The organism is Pseudomonas sp. NPDC088368, from assembly GCF_044753445.1.
Taxonomy (GTDB): domain Bacteria; phylum Pseudomonadota; class Gammaproteobacteria; order Pseudomonadales; family Pseudomonadaceae; genus Aquipseudomonas; species Aquipseudomonas bambusae.
In genome coordinates this window covers 51815-68613 of the sequence record NZ_JBIVNG010000012.1, presented here as the reverse complement: position 1 = coordinate 68613, position 16799 = coordinate 51815, and the positions used below count along the sequence as shown (strand labels likewise).

The window sequence follows — 16799 nt, the reverse complement described above, 5'->3', positions numbered from 1 at the left end:
AACTTGAACCAGGCTGTGGATAACCTGCGCAAACATCGCTGTAAGCCACGGGCGGCGGGGCTTACAGCGATTTGTTTGTTATTTGATCAGTTCGCGCAGGTGCTATCGACCGGTAGTGGCACGGTTCAAAACAGCTTCAACGGCTCTTCGTTCAGTGCCGCCAGTTGCTCGCGCAGCGCCAGCACTTGATCGCCCCAATAGCGTTCAGTGCCGAACCAGGAAAAGCTGTGGGGGAATGCCGGGTCATCCCAGCGGCGGGCCAGCCAGGCGCTGTAATGCAGCAGGCGCAAGGCGCGCAGCGGTTCGATCAGCGCGAGTTCGCGAGGATCGAAATCGTGAAACTCGTTGTAGCCATCCATCAATTCCGACAGCTGACTCAGACAATCCTGACGGTCTCCGGCGAGCATCATCCAGACGTCCTGCACAGCAGGCCCCATCCGGCAGTCGTCGAGGTCGACGATGTGGAAGATCTCATCGCGAGTCATCATGTTGCCGGGGTGGCAGTCGCCGTGCATGCGGATGTTCTGGTGCGGCGTTGCGGCGTAGGCATCTTCGACACGCTTGAGCAGATCTTTGGCAACCGACGAGTAGGCAGGCAGAAGGCTGCGCGGGATCACGTCATTTTCCAGCAGATAATTCAGCGAGTCGTGGCCGAAGTTTTTCACGCCCAGCGCTTCGCGGTGCTCGAAAGGCCGAGTGGCGCCGACCGCGTGAATCCTGCCCAGCAGTTGGCCGAGGCGATAGAGCTGGTCGAGATTACCCGGCTCCGGTGCGCGACCGCCACGACGCGGGAAGAGGGTAAAGCGAAAGCCTGCGTGTTCGAACAGCGTTTGCCCGTTGTGGATAAGGGGTGCGACCACCGGGATTTCCACTTCAGCCAGTTCGGCAGTGAAGCTGTGTTCTTCGAGAATCGCCTCGGTTGTCCAGCGATTAGGGCGGTAAAACTTGGCGATGAGGGGCTGGCTTTCATCGATGCCAACCTGATAGACGCGGTTCTCGTAGCTGTTGAGCGCGAGAATGCGAGCGTCGCTGACAAAACCGATGCTTTCAACGGCGTCCAGGACAAGGTCGGGTGTGAGTGTCGCAAACGGGTGGGCCATGCTGACTCCTGCGCGCAGCAGGCTGCCGCGTCGGGCCCGTCATGGTAACTCAGGCATGGGATGGCCGACACAACGCGTTATGTGCTCGGGGTTTAAGGGCTGCACGAAATGTTGTCGGCGCCTCAGTTGAACTGTGGGAGCGAATTCATTCGCGATACGGTGGTACATCCCAATCAAATGCATCGGATGTACCCTCGATTCGCGAACGAATTCACTCCCACAGGTGCGCCTTATACCGCCTGGGGATGGCGCTGAATCAAGCCCCAATCACCCCGCCATCTTCCCGCGTGATCACCATCACCGACGACCTCGGTTTGCCATTGGGCAGATGCTCCGGGAAAGTCGAGCCGCCTTTTTCGCCGGGGTGCTGAATCCCCACGAACAGCGCTTTCTGGTCTGGCGCAAAACTGATGCCAGTCACTTCGCAACCCACCGGCCCGACCATGAACCGGCGAATCTCGCCAGTGGCAGGGTCGGCGCACAGCATCTGGTTATTGCCCATGCCCGCAAAATCCCCGGTATTCGAGTAATCGCCATCGGTGAGAATCCACAACCGCCCGGCCTTGTCGAAACCTAAACCGTCGGGGCTGTTGAACATGTTCTGCGGGGTGATGTTGCTCGAACCGCCTTGAGGCTTGCCCGCGTGCACCCCGGGATTGCCCGCGACCACGAACAGATCCCACGCAAAATCCATCGATGCCGCATCCGAACCGGTTTCCTGCCAGCGCAGAATCTGGCCGTACTGGTTTTTCTCCCGCGGGTTCGGGCCGCCCACTGGCTGGCCTTCCTCGCCACGCTTGACGTTGTTGGTCAGCGTGCAATAGACCTGACCGTCCTTGGGGCTGACCACGATCCACTCGGGCCGATCCATTCGCGTCGCTTTAACCACACTCGCCGCCAAGCGCGCATGAATCAGCACCTCCGCCTGATTCGCAAAACCGCTCGACGCATCGACCCCGTTTTTGCCATGAGTCAGTTCCACCCACTTGCCTTGGCCTTTGGGGTGATCGGCATTGCTGTCGCCGTTATCGAACTGCGCAACGTACAAGGTGCCGTGATCAAGGATGTCGCGATTGGCTTTTAGGTTCTTGTGATTAACCTTGTCGCGGCTGACGAACTTGTAGATGAACTCACCGCGCTCGTCGTCGCCCATGTAAACCACTGCGCGGCCATCTTTCGTTTCTGTGATCGCCGCGTTTTCATGCTTGAAACGGCCCAGGGCCGTGCGTTTGACAGGCGTGGATTTCGGGTCGAACGGATCGATCTCCACGACCCAGCCATGACGGTTTAATTCGTTCGGGTTTTTGGCGACGTCGAAGCGCGGGTCGTGGGGATGCCAGTTCACTTCCTTGCTGGTGGCGACAACGCCGTAGCGCTTGGCAGCGGCGTCGAATTGCTGTGCAGGATCACTGCTGCCGAAGCAGTCGGTGAAGTTCTCTTCGCACGTCAGATAAGTGCCCCACGGCGTCTTGCCATTGGCGCAGTTCTGAAAGGTCCCGAGAACGTTCTTACCGGTTTTATCGGCGGCCGTCTTTAGCCACTCGTGTCCCGCTGCCGGGCCGCTGAGATGAATCGGCGTGTTGCCGTGCACGCGGCGGTTGTATTTTGAGCGTTGCACGAACTTCCACTGGCCACCTTCACGCTTCACTTCGATCACCGAAACACCTTCGCTGGCCAATGCCTTGTGCACGTCATCGGCGGATTGTGGGTCTTTGCCGTGATCGAACAGGTAGCGGTAGTTGGTGTATTCGTTGTTGATGGCCATCAGCGCGCGGGTGGCGTTATTGACGTCGTCACCGGGAAAGGTGAACAGGCTCATGCCGTCGTTGTTATCGCCGAATTGAAGTTCCTGCGCCTTCGCGGTGCCCTTGCCGGACGGGTCGAAAGCGGGGCCGCCCGCGTGAAGAGGCTGACCCCAACTGATCAGGACGGAAGATGTGTAGCCGGGCGGCAGCGCAATGCTGTCAGCGGAGGAAGAGGCGATGCTGTCAAAGCCAAGCAACGTGCGGTTGCCCGCGCTGACACCGGCAGCCATGGCACTGCGACTGATCAGGTTGCCACCCAGAAACATCGCTGCGCCACACAGAGCGCCCGCGCTGATGAAGCCTCGCCGGGTGAGGCCGATACTGTTTTGCTGCACCAGTGTTTCGAGGTCTGTGGACTGATGTTCTTCTAATAATTTCATCACGGGCTTCCTGCGGTTTTTGCGCAGACCATATTCCGCCCGGATGACGCTATTGTGTCCGTCCGATGACGACGCTGGCTCCCCTGTGAGCCTTTTTCAAACGATTTACAGCGGCGTTCCGATCAATACATAAGAGGGCGCGAACTGTACTTTCACGTCGCTGCCCGCCTTTAATTTCAAGGTGTTGACATGATCGGGCTCTGCCACCGCGCACAGAATCTGGCTGCTCGACAGGGCGATCCGTACCTCGCTGGGGCCGTCTTCGCCGTCGAGAATCTCGTCGATTTTGCCGCTCAGGCAATTGTGACCAGGTGTTGCAGATTGGTCCGGCGACAACAACTCCAGCCAACTGGCCTTGATCAGCGCGAACACGTCGGCACCTTTCTCCAGCTCCAGTCGTAGCGTGCTGTCATGGGTGATTTGCGCATCAATGGACAGGCCACCGGCGAGGGTCAATCCGATCATGTCATTGCGACCCGAGGGCGTGATGCTCGCGACCTGGCCGTGTAACTGATTGCGGGCGCTGGTGCGCAGCATTAAACGACTGAGCAGCGCCAAATCGCTCGACTCTTCAGGGGTTTCCAGCAACTGGGTCTGTAACGCCTGCAAGCGCTGATAAAGACGCAACACTCGCTCGCCTTCCGCCGACAACTTCGCCCCGCCGCCACCACGCCCGCCGACACTGCGCTCTACCAACGGTTTCAGCGCCAGATTGTTCAGCTCATCAATGGCATCCCACGCTGCCTTGTAACTCAACCCCGCACTCTTCGCCGCACGGGTGATGGACCCCTGCTCGGCAATATGCTGCAACAGCGCGATGCGATGGGGGCGACGGACCATGTGTTGCGAGAGAGAGGGCGGTAGGGACATGTCGGGTCGGATTTTTTGTGGTGATGACGGGCGGGAGTGTAAGCCAGAACGGCTAAAGCCGGTTCACTCGTCTGCATCAGTGGGTTAGCCCTGGACAGGATTGTTTGATATAGTCGCTGCCGTCGATACAGACCGGAACCTTCTTTGAAGGGGTATCGATTTCGGAGCGAAAGCTCTCCTAGCCCGTGAGCAGGATAAGGTGGCGACACCGAAAGGACAGGCCGATTTCAGATTTAGCAAAAGCCCCGGGTGCGAAAGCTCCGGGGCTTTTTGCTTCTTGCTATACCGACTTCCCTTCGTTACGCAGCTTCAGGATGTAGCGCACGTTATAGGGCTTGCCTCTGGGCAAGGAATGGCGGCCCCAGTTTTCAACGACGTAGGCGGAAATCACATGAAGCCGAAGGTAGTTTGTTGTTTGGGCGGGCTTGCTGATCGAGAAGAAGATCGCGTACTCATGCAGATCCAGACAAAAGTACCGCTGGCCACCTTTGCGGCTGTTGTGAGGCACCGCTATGCCGTCGATGAAACGTCTGTCGATATAGTCCCGCAGCTGGCGGCTGCAGAAGTATCGGGTGGAGCAAAAGTAACGACGCTCGCCTTTATGGACCAATGCCTCACCGTTGCCCTTGTCGTCGGAAAAGCAGTGGAAACCGAACTCGAAGCGCACGGTGAGCGGTTGGCTTGCAACGTCGAAAACCATTTCGAACGGTTGCAGGTGAGCCATGCTTGTTGTGGCTCCATTGATGACCAGATCATTCCATTGCATTTGAAGCGGTTGGTGTCCGAGAGCCGAAAGGCGCGCATTGTAGCGCTGCAAAACCGCCAGACTCCGTCTTGAAACATTCAGTCACCAGGCTTCGCCGTCCTCGCCAAGCAGTACACATCCACCTTCTTCGCCCCGGCACTGATCAACAGCCTCGCCAGCGCATCGGCGGTCGAGCCTGTGGTGAGTACGTCATCAATGAGCGCGACGTGTTGGCCGACGATTTTCGCGGCGTCCGCCAAGGCAAATGCATCGCGCAAATTACGCTTGCGGGCCTTGGCATCGAGGCCTTGTTGCGCTGGCGTTTCCTTTACGCGTTTGATCAGCCGCTCATCTATCGATAGCCCCAATTGCGACCCCAGCCAGTGCGCGAGCATGGCAGCCTGGTTGTAACCCCGTTGGCGCAGCCTCTTGTGGGCGAGGGGCACGGGAATCATGAAGTCGGGTCGGGCCAGACCTTCGTCGAATCGATGTTGCAAGGTCTGGCCGAGCAATTCTGCGAGCAGCCTGCCCAACGGCCATTTGCCTTGGTGCTTGAAGCGTGTGACCAACGCGTCGATGGGGAAGTCGTAAAGCCACGGCACGATGACTTCGTTGAAGGCCGGGGAGTGTTGCGTGCACTGCGCACAGGTCAGGCCCTTCATCGGCATGGGCAGCGCGCAGCGGTCGCATTGATCGATCAACCAGGGCAGGTCGCTTTCGCACGGGGTGCAGATTGAGCTCTCTGAATCGGTCTGCTCATCGCACAATAAACAGGTTTGTACGTTTTTTAACCAGATGTAAACCTGATGCCCGTTGTGTGGTTGACAGCGCATGTCGCTTCCTTAACTATGCCGAACATCCGTGTTGCGCCTGTGGACTTTCAGGTTTGGTCGATTGCCGAACCGCCCGGGTACTTGCCAAATACATGAAGGAGCCGCCCATGAGCGCCAGCATCAATGCCACTTTGCGTCACGACTGGACCTTAGCCGAGGTCAGGGCGCTGTTCACACAGCCGTTCAATGACCTGCTGTTTCAGGCGCAAACCGTGCATCGCGCTCATTTCGACGCCAACCGCGTGCAAGTCTCCACCCTGCTGTCGATCAAAACCGGCGCCTGCCCGGAAGATTGCAAGTACTGCCCGCAATCCGGTCACTACAACACCGGCCTCGAAAAAGAAAAGCTGATGCAGGTCCAGCAAGTGCTGGAAGAGGCTGCTCGCGCCAAAGCGATCGGTTCGACCCGTTTCTGCATGGGCGCTGCGTGGAAACACCCGTCCGCCAAAGACATGCCCTACGTGCTGGAGATGGTCAAAGGCGTGAAAGCCATGGGCCTGGAAACGTGCATGACCCTGGGCAAGCTCGATCAGGACCAGACTAAGGCGCTTGCTGATGCGGGCCTGGACTACTACAACCACAACCTCGATACCTCGCCGGATTTCTACACCAGCATCATCACCACCCGCACCTACAGCGAGCGTCTGCAGACCCTGGCGTACGTGCGAGATGCGGGCATGAAGATCTGCTCCGGCGGCATCCTGGGCATGGGCGAGTCGCTGGACGACCGCGCCAACCTGCTGATCCAACTCGCCAACCTGCCAGAGCACCCGGAGTCGGTGCCGATCAACATGTTGGTGAAAGTCGCCGGTACGCCGCTGGCCAATGCCGAAGACGTCGATCCATTCGACTTCATCCGCATGCTGGCCGTGGCGCGCATCCTGATGCCGCAATCTCACGTGCGCCTCTCCGCAGGCCGCGAAGCGATGAACGATCAGATGCAAGCCCTGGCGTTCTTCGCCGGCGCCAACTCGATTTTCTACGGCGACAAACTGCTGACCACCGCCAACCCGCAGGCTGACAAGGACATGCTGCTGTTCTCGCGTCTGGGCATTCAGCCGGAAGCCCGTGAAGAGCATTCGGACGAAGTGCATCAGGCAGCGATCGAACAGGCGCTGATCGAGCAGAAGAGCAGCGAGATGTTTTACGACGCGGCGGTTTAAGACTGACGCTAGTTCACTGCCTATATACAACCTGTGGCATGCACAAAAACTGGAGGAGTGAGCTTGCTCGCGATTGAGATTTGTCTATAACACATAACGTGACTGACACACTGCAATCGCGAGCAAGCTCACTCCTACAGGGAAATGCGCATTGCATCTGACCCGAGGCCTGCATGTCTTTCGATCTGAGCGCACGTCTCGCTGCCCGTCGTGCCGACCACCTCTACCGCCAACGCCCTCTGTTGCAGAGCCCTCAAGGCCCTGAAGTCGTCGTGGACGGCCAGCCCTTGCTGGCGTTCTGCAACAACGATTACATGGGCCTGGCCAATCACCCCGACGTCGTCGCTGCGTGGAAGGCAGGCGCCGAGCGCTGGGGCGTGGGCGGTGGGGCGTCGCATCTGGTGATCGGCCACAGCACGCCGCACCATGAACTTGAAGAAGCGCTGGCTGACCTCACTGGCCGCCCTCGCGCATTGCTGTTCTCCAACGGTTACATGGCCAACCTTGGCGCCGTGACCGCGTTGGTGGGGCAGGGCGACACCGTGCTGGAAGATCGCCTCAACCATGCTTCGCTGCTCGATGCCGGCTTGCTGAGTGGCGCACGGTTTTCCCGTTATCTGCACAACGATCCCGACAGCCTGAACGCGCGGCTGGAGAAGGCGGTCGGCGATACGCTGGTGGTCACCGACGGCGTGTTCAGCATGGACGGCGACATCGCTGACCTGCCTGCATTGGCCAAGGTTGCCAAGGCCAAAAACGCGTGGCTGATGGTCGATGACGCTCACGGTTTCGGACCGTTGGGCGCCAATGGCGCGGGGATCGTCGAACACTTCGGCTTGAGCATGGAAGACGTGCCCGTGCTAATCGGCACCCTCGGCAAATCCTTCGGCACGGCCGGTGCGTTCGTGGCCGGAAGCGAGGAGCTGATCGAGACGCTGATCCAGTTCGCTCGCCCTTATATCTACACCACCAGCCAGCCACCCGCGCTGGCCTGCGCCACCCTGAAAAGCCTTGAGCTGCTGCGTCGCGAGCATTGGCGTCGCGAGCATTTGCAGGCGCTGATCAAGCAGTTCCGAGAAGGCGCTCAGGCTATCGGGCTTGAGCTGATGGACAGCTTCACACCGATCCAGCCGATCCTCATCGGCAGCAGCGACCGAGCCTTGCGCTTGTCACAGATGCTGCGTGAGCGCGGCCTGATGGTCACCGCGATTCGTCCTCCGACCGTTCCCGCAGGCAGCGCGCGTTTGCGGGTCACGCTCTCCGCCGCCCACAGTGAAGCCCAAGTGCAGCTATTGTTGGATGCACTGGAGCAGTGCTATCCGCTGCTGGGAACAGGCGAATCGGTGGAGCCACAACATGCGTGATCGGTTGATCCTGTTACCGGGCTGGGGGCTTGGCGTGACGCCGCTGGAGCCGTTGGCCGCCGCGTTGCGCGGTCTGGACGAACACCTGCACGTCGAGATCGAGCCGTTGCCGGATCTGGACACTGATGACCTCAACGAATGGCTCGATGAGCTGGATTCGACCCTGCCCGACAACGCCTGGTTGGGCGGCTGGTCCCTCGGTGGCATGTTGGCGGCAGAGTTGGCAGCGCGACGTGGCGAGCGTTGCTGCGGGCTGGCGACCTTTGCCAGTAACGTCTGCTTCGTCGCCCGCAGTCAGTGGCCGAGCGCGATGCCGCAAACCGATTTCGACGCGTTCATCGCGGGCTGCAAAGCCGATCCCGATGCCACGCTCAAGCGCTTCAGCCTTTTGTGCGTGCAAGGTGCCGAAGAGCCGCGTGCCCTGTCACGACAGCTCAAAGCGGGCGCGCCCCACGGCACCAGCAATGGCCTGATCGAAGGCCTCAAATTGCTCGAACAGATGGACACTCGCGCTGCGCTGCAAGCCTATCGCGGCCCGCAATTGCACCTGTTCGGTGGCCTCGATGCGCTGGTGCCTGCCGAAGCGTCGGCTGATCTGCTCACGCTGTTGCCGGATATCGAAGTCGGCGTGATCGAGCAGGCCAGTCACGCATTTATCCTGGAAAACCCCCACGGCGTGGCCGCGGCGGTCCAGGCTTTTTTACATGAGTCCGGTGATGACTGATCTTTCCCACTGTGCGGTGCTGAAGGCCGTGAAACAGCAACAGGCAAAAACCGAAAACCCTTTACCTGACAAACGTCAGGTGGCGGCGTCGTTCTCCAAGGCGGCGGCGAGTTACGACAGCGTTGCCGAATTGCAGCGTGCGGTCGGCACCGAGTTGATGGCGCGTCTGCCTGAGACGACGCCCGCTCGTTGGCTTGATCTCGGCAGCGGCACTGGCTATTTCAGTCGTGCGCTGGCTCAACGTTTCCCTCATGGCGAAGGCCTTGCGCTGGACATTGCCGAAGGCATGCTCAATCACGCACGGCCCTTGGGCGGCGCGGATCATTACGTGGTGGGTGATGCCGAAAACCTGCCGCTGCGCGACGCCAGCGTTGACCTGATGTTTTCCAGCCTGGCCGTGCAATGGTGCTCTGATTTCGCCTCGGTGTTGTCCGAAGCCCGTCGCGTGCTGAGGCCAGGGGGCGTGTTCGGCTTCGCCAGCTTGTGTGTCGGTACGCTTTACGAGCTGCGCGACAGTTGGCAGGCGGTGGACGGTATGGTCCATGTGAATCGCTTCCGTGAGTTCGACGAGTATCAACGTCTGTGCGCGGCGAGTGGCTTGCAAGTGCGCAGCCTGAGTGTGTTGCCCCATGTGCTGCATTACCCCGATGTCCGCAGCCTGACCCACGAATTGAAAGCGCTGGGTGCGCACAACATCAATCCGGGCAGGCCGGGAGGTTTGACTGGTCGGGTGCGGATTCAGGCGTTGATCGACGCCTACGAAACGTTTCGACAGGAAAAAGGCCTGCCTGCGACGTATCAAGTGGTTTACGCCGTGTTGGAAAAACCGGCGACTGTTTAAAAAGTGACCGGTTTCATGAGCGTCGTTCGCGTGAGCGCTATAGTGAGTGAGCAATAGTTTGAAAAAATCTGAACGGATGGTCGCCAAGATGAGTGCTGCGTATTTCATCGCGGGAACCGACACCGATGTTGGCAAAACCACCGTTGCCACCGGGCTGTTATATGCGGCGCGCCAATCCGGGTTGAGCACGGCCGCCGGTAAACCTGTTGCATCGGGCTGCGATGTGAAGCCGAAAGGGCTGCGCAATCCCGATGCCATCGCGTTACGCGCTGAATGCTCGATTCAGTTGACCTACGAAGAGGTGAATCCGGTCGCGTTCGAGCCGGCCATTGCTCCACACCTGGCCGCTCGCGAAGCCGGTGTTGCGCTGACCGTTGCGTCCCTGCTTGGGCCAATGCGCCATATCCTGGAAAAACAGGCTGATTTCACGCTAATCGAAGGCGCGGGTGGCTGGCGCGTGCCGCTGGCAGATCAGGCCAATCTCTCTGATCTCGCCGTCGCTCTGAGGCTGCCGGTCATTCTGGTGGTGGGCGTGCGTCTTGGCTGCATCAGCCATGCCTTACTGACGGCTGAAGCCATCGCCAATGACGGCCTGCAACTGGCAGGTTGGGTAGCGAACATCATCGACCCGAAGACGTCTCGCCTCGAAGAAAACCTCGCCACCCTGGCCGAGCGCCTGCCTGCGCCCTGTTTAGGGCGCGTGCCGCACATGAAGAAAGCGACGCCGGAAATGATTGCCGAGCATTTGCATTTGGAACTGTTGGATTAGCGGAAACAGCCCGTCTTTAGCGTGCCGTCTGTGACCTCTATCACAAGGCGCAATGCCATTAGTCTTTTTGCCGAGTGTTTCACGGCCTTTACTGGTTTAATGACGCTGTTCGTTTTATGAACAGAGGATTGTGGTCATGCAAATCACGCTGAACAACACGCTGTACCCAGGCCTGAGCGCAATGCAGGTCGGGCAAGATCGTGTCGATCAAGCTGCCACTCAGTTGGCAAGCCCTGGCACCGAAGTGGCAGGTCGCAGCCAGTCCTCGGACTTTCAGCTTGAGCGACTGCGCTCGGTTGACCGCCCTCAGCGTTCCGACATGGCAACGAATGTCGTCGAGCTGACCCAAGGGCGCATTCAGGTTCAGTTGGGCGCGAAAGTCGAAAAAGCCTCCGACGAAGCGCTCGGCACGCTGATCGACACCTTCGCCTGATTATTTGCAAAACCGCTCTTCTGACGCGCACTTCTTGTGCGCGTTTTCGTATGCGCCCCCTTTCTGAATAACGCCCTATCACCCGACCGAATCGCGGCGCTCTGACGTCTGCGTCGCGGGTTTGCTCAACTAAACTCTACTCACTGAATCAGGGGCTCGGAGCCGTGCCCGCGTGTGCGCGCTCGTGACGATCGTCTCGGCGTCGATGAAAGGTTCGCCGCGCACCCTTGACATCAATTAGGCGTAAACGTATGTTTCAAACATCTGTTTGACCATCGAATAAAAAAGACATCTCGGTGGAGGGGCAAGTCCCTACAGTGACCCTACGGTCATCCAATTCCAGGATTCATCAGCAGAGGTTTATCGCTATGCCTGACTACAAGGCCCCCTTGCGTGATATTCGCTTCGTTCGTGACGAACTGCTCGGCTACGAAGCGCACTATCAGAGTCTGCCAGCTTGCCAGGACGCCACGCCTGACATGGTCGACGCCATTCTTGAGGAAGGCGCCAAGTTTTGTGAGCAGGTATTGGCCCCGCTGAACCGTGTCGGTGACACCGAAGGTTGCACCTGGAGCGAGTCCGGCGTTAAGACTCCGACTGGCTTCAAAGAAGCGTACAAACAATTCGTTGAGGGCGGCTGGCCAAGCCTTGCTCACGACGTTGCACATGGTGGCCAGGGCCTGCCTGAGTCGCTGGGTCTGGCCGTCAGTGAAATGGTCGGCGAAGCCAACTGGTCGTGGGGTATGTACCCAGGCCTGTCCCATGGCGCGATGAACACCATCTCCGAGCATGGCACCCCTGAGCAGCAAGAGGCTTACCTGACCAAGCTGGTTTCGGGTGAGTGGACCGGCACCATGTGCCTGACCGAACCTCACTGCGGCACCGACTTGGGCATGCTGCGCACCAAGGCCGAACCTCAGGCTGATGGTTCGTACAAAGTCTCGGGCACCAAAATCTTCATTTCCGCTGGCGAACACGACATGGCCGATAACATCGTCCACATCGTGCTGGCCCGCCTGCCTGATGCGCCTGCGGGCACCAAGGGCATCTCGCTGTTCATCGTTCCTAAATTCCTGCCAGCTGCAGATGGCAGCGTGGGCGAGCGCAATGCCGTGAGCTGCGGTTCGCTGGAACACAAGATGGGCATCCACGGCAACGCCACTTGCGTGATGAACTTCGACGGCGCCACCGGCTTCCTGATCGGCCCGCCGAACAAAGGCCTGAACTGCATGTTCACTTTCATGAACACCGCACGTCTGGGCACTGCGTTGCAAGGTCTGGCTCACGCTGAAATCGGCTTTCAGGGCGGTTTGAAATACGCCCGCGAGCGTCTGCAAATGCGCTCCCTGACTGGCCCAAAAGCGCCGGACAAAGCCGCTGACCCGATCATCGTTCACCCTGACGTACGTCGCATGCTGCTGACCATGAAAGCCTTCGCCGAAGGCACCCGCGCGATGGTGTATTTCACCGCCAAGCAGGTCGACATCGTCAAATACAGCGACGACGCTGAAGCCAAGAAGCAAGCCGATGGCCTGCTGGCCTTCATGACTCCGATCGCCAAAGCGTTCATGACCGAAGTCGGTTTCGAATCCGCCAACCACGGCGTACAGATCTACGGCGGCCACGGCTTCATCGCCGAGTGGGGCATGGAGCAAAACGTTCGCGACAGCCGCATTTCGATGCTGTACGAAGGCACCACGGGCGTTCAAGCGCTCGACCTGCTGGGTCGTAAAGTGCTGATGACCCAGGGCGAAGCGCTGAAGGGCTTCACCAAGATCGTGCACAAATTCTGCCAGGCGCAAGAAGGCAACGAAGCGGTCAACGAATTCGTCACGCCACTGGCGGCACTGAACAAAGAGTGGGGCGAACTGACCATGAAGGTCGGCATGGCCGCCATGAAAGATCGCGAAGAAGTCGGCGCCGCGTCAGTGGATTATCTGATGTTCTCCGGCTACGTCTGCCTGGCGTACTTCTGGGCTGACATGGCGCGTCTGGCGGCTGAGAAACTGGCAGCGGGCACCGGCGAAGAAGCCTTCTACACCGCCAAGCTGCAGACCGCGCGCTTCTACTTCCAGCGCATCCTGCCGCGCACCCGCACACACGTTGCGGCCATGTTGTCGGGCGCGAATAACCTGATGGACATGAACGAAGAGCATTTCGGCCTGGCTTACTGAGTCAGCTGTTTAGCTTTACCTCAAAGCCGCTTGTCTTTCGGGACAAGCGGTTTTTTTGTGAGCGTCATTTTGAAGATGACAAATTAATGACGACAAAAAACAGTGATTTCTCTCACCATTTTCCTCATCAAATGAGTAAAGTGGCCGATACAGGCACAATGCCATTTGATTTGCACTTGCTCCACACGGGTAGGAGACCGTCCTCTTGCTGCGCCCTTCAGCTGCACGCCTTAGCCATTTTCTACCGTCACTGGCGTTGTTGATCGCCGGGCTCGCGGCTGCATACGTGAAGGACTTGAACGTGTTCTTCACCTCACTGTTCAACGTGCTGCCCACGTTGGTGCTGTTGCTTGGCGGTGCGTACTGCGGGGTTTACAAGCGCCAGCGCGAACTGTTCCTGATGATCACCGTGTACATCGCCTATTTCCTGCTCGACACCCAGACCGATTACTACCGTGACAATGGAAAAGTCCGAGAGGACGCCGCCGTGGTGTTTCACCTCTGCTGCCTTCTCCTGCCGGTCATGTTCGGGCTGTTCGCCGCTTGGGAAGAACGCACGCATCTGTTGCAGGATCTGGTGGCACGTCTGGCCGTCCTGGTCGCGGTCGGCAGCGTGGCACTGGGGCTGGAGCAAAGTTTCCCGGAAAGCCTCCTCGCCTGGCTCGCCGACATTCGCTGGCCTGCACTGCACGGCGAGTGGATGAGCCTGATCCAGCTTTCCTACGTGACATTCCTGATTGCCTTCGGCGTGCTGATCACTCAGTACATTCGTAAACCTCGGCCGCTGCATGCCGCGCAATTGGTAGGCTTGCTCGGGTTGTTCTGGGCATTGCCGAAAACCTTCATCCTGCCGTTTACGCTGAACATCATGTGCAGCCAGGTCATGCTGATGATTGCTGCCGGTGTGGCACACGAGGCCTATCAAATGGCGTTTCGTGATGAGTTGACCGGATTGCCGGGTCGGCGAGCGCTCAATGAAAGGATGCAGCGTCTGGGGCGCAACTACGTGCTGGCGATGAGTGACGTCGACCACTTCAAGAAATTCAACGACACCCACGGCCACGATGTGGGCGATCAAGTGCTGCGCCTGGTGGCGAGCAAGCTGTCGAAGATCACCAACGGTGGCGGTCGCGCCTACCGCTATGGTGGTGAAGAGTTCGCCATCGTATTCGCGGGCAAGACGATTGATGAGTGCATGCCGCACCTGGAAGTGATCCGCGAGACCATCGCCAACTACGCCATCCATTTACGTAATCAGGACAACCGTCCTCAGGACGATTTGCAAGGACGCCAGCGCCGTGCAGGCTCGCAGGCGTCCACGGTCTCGGTGACGGTCAGTATGGGCGTCGCCGAACGGCTGCCTGAACACCGCAATCCCGAAGAAGTCCTCAAGGCGGCTGACCAGGCGCTTTACGCGGCCAAAGGCGCGGGCCGCAACTGCGTGATCGCGCACGGTCAGACGAACAAACGCGGCGCCGTGCGAATGGCTGCTGCCAGCTAAGACTTCTTCCTTTTCAGGGGTAACTAAGGGCTTCTGTTGCAAGGCAGGGGCTTTTTAAGTGCCTTCATTTTTTTGTGACTTTAATTTGATAAATGGTCACTACTTGACCCTATGTGTCGCAAATGGTGTTCCTGTACACTCGGCCTGACTGACACATTGATGCTGCACCCTGTCTGCTGCGTCTCTTTCCCCGGGTCTCTGTTGCTGTTTGCGAGGTTTGCCATGGCCGACTACAAAGCGCCGTTACGTGATATGCGCTTCGTCCTCAATGAAGTGTTCGAAGTTTCCAGACTCTGGGCCACGCTGCCAGAGTTGTCCGAAGCAGTGGATGCGGAAACCGTCGAAGCGATTCTTGAGGAGGCCGGCAAGGTCACCAGCAAATCCGTCGCACCGCTCAGCCGTGCCGCTGACGAAGAAGGTTGTCATTGGGCTGATACCGTCGTGACGACACCCAAAGGTTTCGTTCAGGCGTACAAAACCTACGCCGAAGGTGGCTGGGTAGGCGTCGGTGGTAACCCCGAGTTTGGCGGTATGGGCATGCCCAAGGCTGTCTCGGCTCAGGTTGAAGAAATGGTCAACTCGTCGAGCCTGGCGTTCGGCCTGTACCCGATGCTGACGTCCGGCGCCTGCGTGTCGATCAACACCCACGCCAGCGAAGACCTGAAAGCCACGTACCTGCCGAACATGTACGCCGGGGTATGGGCCGGTTCCATGTGCCTGACCGAAGCCCATGCCGGGACTGACCTCGGGATCATCCGCACCAAGGCCGATCCGCAGGCGGACGGTTCTTACAAGATCAGCGGCACCAAGATTTTCATCACCGGTGGCGAACACGATCTGACCGAAAACATCATCCATCTGGTGCTGGCCAAGCTGCCGGACGCGCCTGCGGGGCCGAAGGGCATTTCGCTGTTTCTGGTGCCTAAATTCTTCGTCAATGCTGACGGCAGCCTGGGCGCGCGCAACAGCGTTTCCTGCGGTTCCATCGAACACAAAATGGGCATTCAGGCGTCCGCGACTTGCGTAATGAACTTCGATCAGGCTGAAGGCTATCTGGTGGGCGAGCCGAACAAGGGCCTGGCTGCGATGTTCACGATGATGAACTACGAGCGGTTGGGCGTGGGCATTCAAGGGCTGTCGTCGGGCGAGCGCTCTTATCAGAACGCCATCGAGTACGCCCGTGACCGCTTGCAGAGCCGCGCGCCGACCGGGGCTCAGTCCAAAGACACTATCGCAGATCCGATCATTGTTCACCCTGATGTCCGTCGCATGCTGCTGACCATGAAAGCCCTGAATGAAGGTGGTCGTGCGTTTTCCACCTACGTCGCCATGCAGCTGGACACGGCCAAATACAGCGAAGATGACGACGTTCGCCATCGCGCCGACGCGCTCGTCGCGTTGCTGACGCCGGTCGCCAAGGCGTTCCTCACTGACATGGGGCTGGACACCACGGTCCTCGGTCAGCAGGTGTTCGGCGGCCACGGCTACATTCGTGAATGGGGGCAGGAGCAACTGGTCCGCGACGTGCGTATCACCCAGATTTACGAAGGCACCAACGGTATTCAGGCTCTTGACCTGATGGGGCGCAAAATCGTCGCCACCGGTGGGGCGCATTACCGGCTGTTCTCCGACGAAGTTCGGGCATTCATTGCGGCGTCTGACGCGTCGCTGAGCGAATTCACCAAACCCCTGAGCGCCGCGCTGACAAACCTTGATGAATTGACTAACTGGGTTCTGGATCGCGCGCGCAGCAACCCGAATGAAATCGGCGCCGCCTCCGTCGAGTACCTGCACGTGTTCGGCTACACGGCGTACGCGTACATGTGGGCCATGTCGGCCAAAGCGGCGCAGGGAAAAGAGGCTCAAGAAGATTTCTACGCCAGCAAAATGGGCACCGCGCGCTTCTATTTCGCACGCCTTCTGCCGCGTATTCAATCGCTTGCGGCATCGGTTCGGGCGGGCAGCGAGTCGTTGTACCTGCTGGACGCTGCGCAGTTTTGATGGGGTAGACGTCGTGTAAGCTTTGGCTTACACGACGCGCTGACAATTGGCTCTATCGCGTTATGGGATCCAAAGTTAATCTACACACATGGACGT

General features: G+C 59.0%; 14 protein-coding genes. 9 read left to right on the top strand and 5 right to left on the bottom strand.

Annotated elements, in window-relative coordinates:
* Nucleotides 1-125: 125 nt before the first annotated feature.
* The 5 genes from ACIQAL_RS24885 to ACIQAL_RS24865 form a co-directional block, all read right to left on the bottom strand.
* The gene (locus ACIQAL_RS24885; RefSeq protein WP_401150221.1) at nucleotides 126-1100 is read right to left on the bottom strand and encodes a serine/threonine protein kinase; all 975 of its coding nucleotides are present in this window, start codon (nucleotides 1098-1100) and stop codon (nucleotides 126-128) included.
* A 256-nt stretch (nucleotides 1101-1356) separates the two neighbouring features.
* Nucleotides 1357-3285, bottom strand: coding sequence for a PhoX family protein (locus tag ACIQAL_RS24880; RefSeq protein ID WP_401150220.1), 1929 nt, complete (start codon nucleotides 3283-3285; stop codon nucleotides 1357-1359).
* A 105-nt stretch (nucleotides 3286-3390) separates the two neighbouring features.
* Nucleotides 3391-4155, bottom strand: coding sequence for a TOBE domain-containing protein (locus tag ACIQAL_RS24875; RefSeq protein ID WP_401150219.1), 765 nt, complete (start codon nucleotides 4153-4155; stop codon nucleotides 3391-3393).
* Nucleotides 4156-4435: 280 nt separating this feature from the next.
* Complete coding sequence (locus ACIQAL_RS24870) at nucleotides 4436-4879, bottom strand: hypothetical protein (RefSeq protein WP_401150217.1); 444 nt, start codon at nucleotides 4877-4879, stop codon at nucleotides 4436-4438.
* Between the two features lie 119 nt (nucleotides 4880-4998).
* The gene (locus tag ACIQAL_RS24865) at nucleotides 4999-5733 is read right to left on the bottom strand and encodes a ComF family protein (protein ID WP_401150215.1); all 735 of its coding nucleotides are present in this window, start codon (nucleotides 5731-5733) and stop codon (nucleotides 4999-5001) included.
* Nucleotides 5734-5840: 107 nt separating this feature from the next.
* Here ACIQAL_RS24865 and bioB point away from each other — a divergent pair, with 107 nt between their 5' ends.
* From bioB to ACIQAL_RS24820, 9 genes are all read left to right on the top strand, one after another.
* Nucleotides 5841-6896, top strand: coding sequence for a biotin synthase BioB (bioB, locus tag ACIQAL_RS24860; RefSeq protein ID WP_166595644.1), 1056 nt, complete (start codon nucleotides 5841-5843; stop codon nucleotides 6894-6896).
* Nucleotides 6897-7069: 173 nt separating this feature from the next.
* Entirely contained in the window at nucleotides 7070-8260 is a 1191-nt protein-coding gene (gene bioF / locus ACIQAL_RS24855) for an 8-amino-7-oxononanoate synthase (RefSeq protein ID WP_401150213.1), read from the top strand.
* On the top strand, nucleotides 8253-8984 hold the full coding sequence (locus ACIQAL_RS24850; RefSeq protein WP_401150212.1) for an alpha/beta fold hydrolase: 732 nt from the start codon (nucleotides 8253-8255) through the stop codon (nucleotides 8982-8984). Before bioF ends, ACIQAL_RS24850 begins: the two co-directional genes overlap by 8 nt.
* The gene (bioC, locus tag ACIQAL_RS24845; protein ID WP_401150211.1) at nucleotides 8977-9825 is read left to right on the top strand and encodes a malonyl-ACP O-methyltransferase BioC; all 849 of its coding nucleotides are present in this window, start codon (nucleotides 8977-8979) and stop codon (nucleotides 9823-9825) included. The genes ACIQAL_RS24850 and bioC overlap by 8 nt, the downstream gene beginning before the upstream one ends.
* Nucleotides 9826-9913: 88 nt before the next feature.
* Complete coding sequence (gene bioD, locus ACIQAL_RS24840; protein WP_401150399.1) at nucleotides 9914-10594, top strand: dethiobiotin synthase; 681 nt, start codon at nucleotides 9914-9916, stop codon at nucleotides 10592-10594.
* A gap of 136 nt (nucleotides 10595-10730) precedes the next feature.
* The gene (locus tag ACIQAL_RS24835) at nucleotides 10731-11027 is read left to right on the top strand and encodes a pyrroloquinoline quinone biosynthesis protein PqqE (protein WP_166595640.1); all 297 of its coding nucleotides are present in this window, start codon (nucleotides 10731-10733) and stop codon (nucleotides 11025-11027) included.
* A gap of 368 nt (nucleotides 11028-11395) precedes the next feature.
* Complete coding sequence (locus ACIQAL_RS24830; protein WP_401150209.1) at nucleotides 11396-13201, top strand: phenylacyl-CoA dehydrogenase; 1806 nt, start codon at nucleotides 11396-11398, stop codon at nucleotides 13199-13201.
* Between the two features lie 205 nt (nucleotides 13202-13406).
* Complete coding sequence (locus tag ACIQAL_RS24825) at nucleotides 13407-14702, top strand: GGDEF domain-containing protein (protein WP_166595638.1); 1296 nt, start codon at nucleotides 13407-13409, stop codon at nucleotides 14700-14702.
* 222 nt (nucleotides 14703-14924) lie between these two features.
* Nucleotides 14925-16703 (top strand): acyl-CoA dehydrogenase C-terminal domain-containing protein, encoded by a 1779-nt coding sequence (locus ACIQAL_RS24820; RefSeq protein WP_401150207.1) that lies wholly within the window; start codon nucleotides 14925-14927, stop codon nucleotides 16701-16703.
* Nucleotides 16704-16799: the final 96 nt, after the last annotated feature.

Bases quoted from the DNA above. Each gene is read 5' to 3' on its own strand.
- ACIQAL_RS24885 (WP_401150221.1), bottom strand. From the start codon at position 1,100: ATGGCCCACCCGTTTGCGACACTCACACCCGACCTTGTCCTGGACGCC.
- ACIQAL_RS24880 (WP_401150220.1), bottom strand. From the start codon at position 3,285: ATGAAATTATTAGAAGAACATCAGTCCACAGACCTCGAAACACTGGTG.
- ACIQAL_RS24875 (WP_401150219.1), bottom strand. From the start codon at position 4,155: ATGTCCCTACCGCCCTCTCTCTCGCAACACATGGTCCGTCGCCCCCAT.
- ACIQAL_RS24870 (WP_401150217.1), bottom strand. From the start codon at position 4,879: ATGGCTCACCTGCAACCGTTCGAAATGGTTTTCGACGTTGCAAGCCAA.
- ACIQAL_RS24865 (WP_401150215.1), bottom strand. From the start codon at position 5,733: ATGCGCTGTCAACCACACAACGGGCATCAGGTTTACATCTGGTTAAAA.
- bioB (WP_166595644.1), top strand. From the start codon at position 5,841: ATGAGCGCCAGCATCAATGCCACTTTGCGTCACGACTGGACCTTAGCC.
- bioF (WP_401150213.1), top strand. From the start codon at position 7,070: ATGTCTTTCGATCTGAGCGCACGTCTCGCTGCCCGTCGTGCCGACCAC.
- ACIQAL_RS24850 (WP_401150212.1), top strand. From the start codon at position 8,253: ATGCGTGATCGGTTGATCCTGTTACCGGGCTGGGGGCTTGGCGTGACG.
- bioC (WP_401150211.1), top strand. From the start codon at position 8,977: ATGACTGATCTTTCCCACTGTGCGGTGCTGAAGGCCGTGAAACAGCAA.
- bioD (WP_401150399.1), top strand. From the start codon at position 9,914: ATGAGTGCTGCGTATTTCATCGCGGGAACCGACACCGATGTTGGCAAA.
- ACIQAL_RS24835 (WP_166595640.1), top strand. From the start codon at position 10,731: ATGCAAATCACGCTGAACAACACGCTGTACCCAGGCCTGAGCGCAATG.
- ACIQAL_RS24830 (WP_401150209.1), top strand. From the start codon at position 11,396: ATGCCTGACTACAAGGCCCCCTTGCGTGATATTCGCTTCGTTCGTGAC.
- ACIQAL_RS24820 (WP_401150207.1), top strand. From the start codon at position 14,925: ATGGCCGACTACAAAGCGCCGTTACGTGATATGCGCTTCGTCCTCAAT.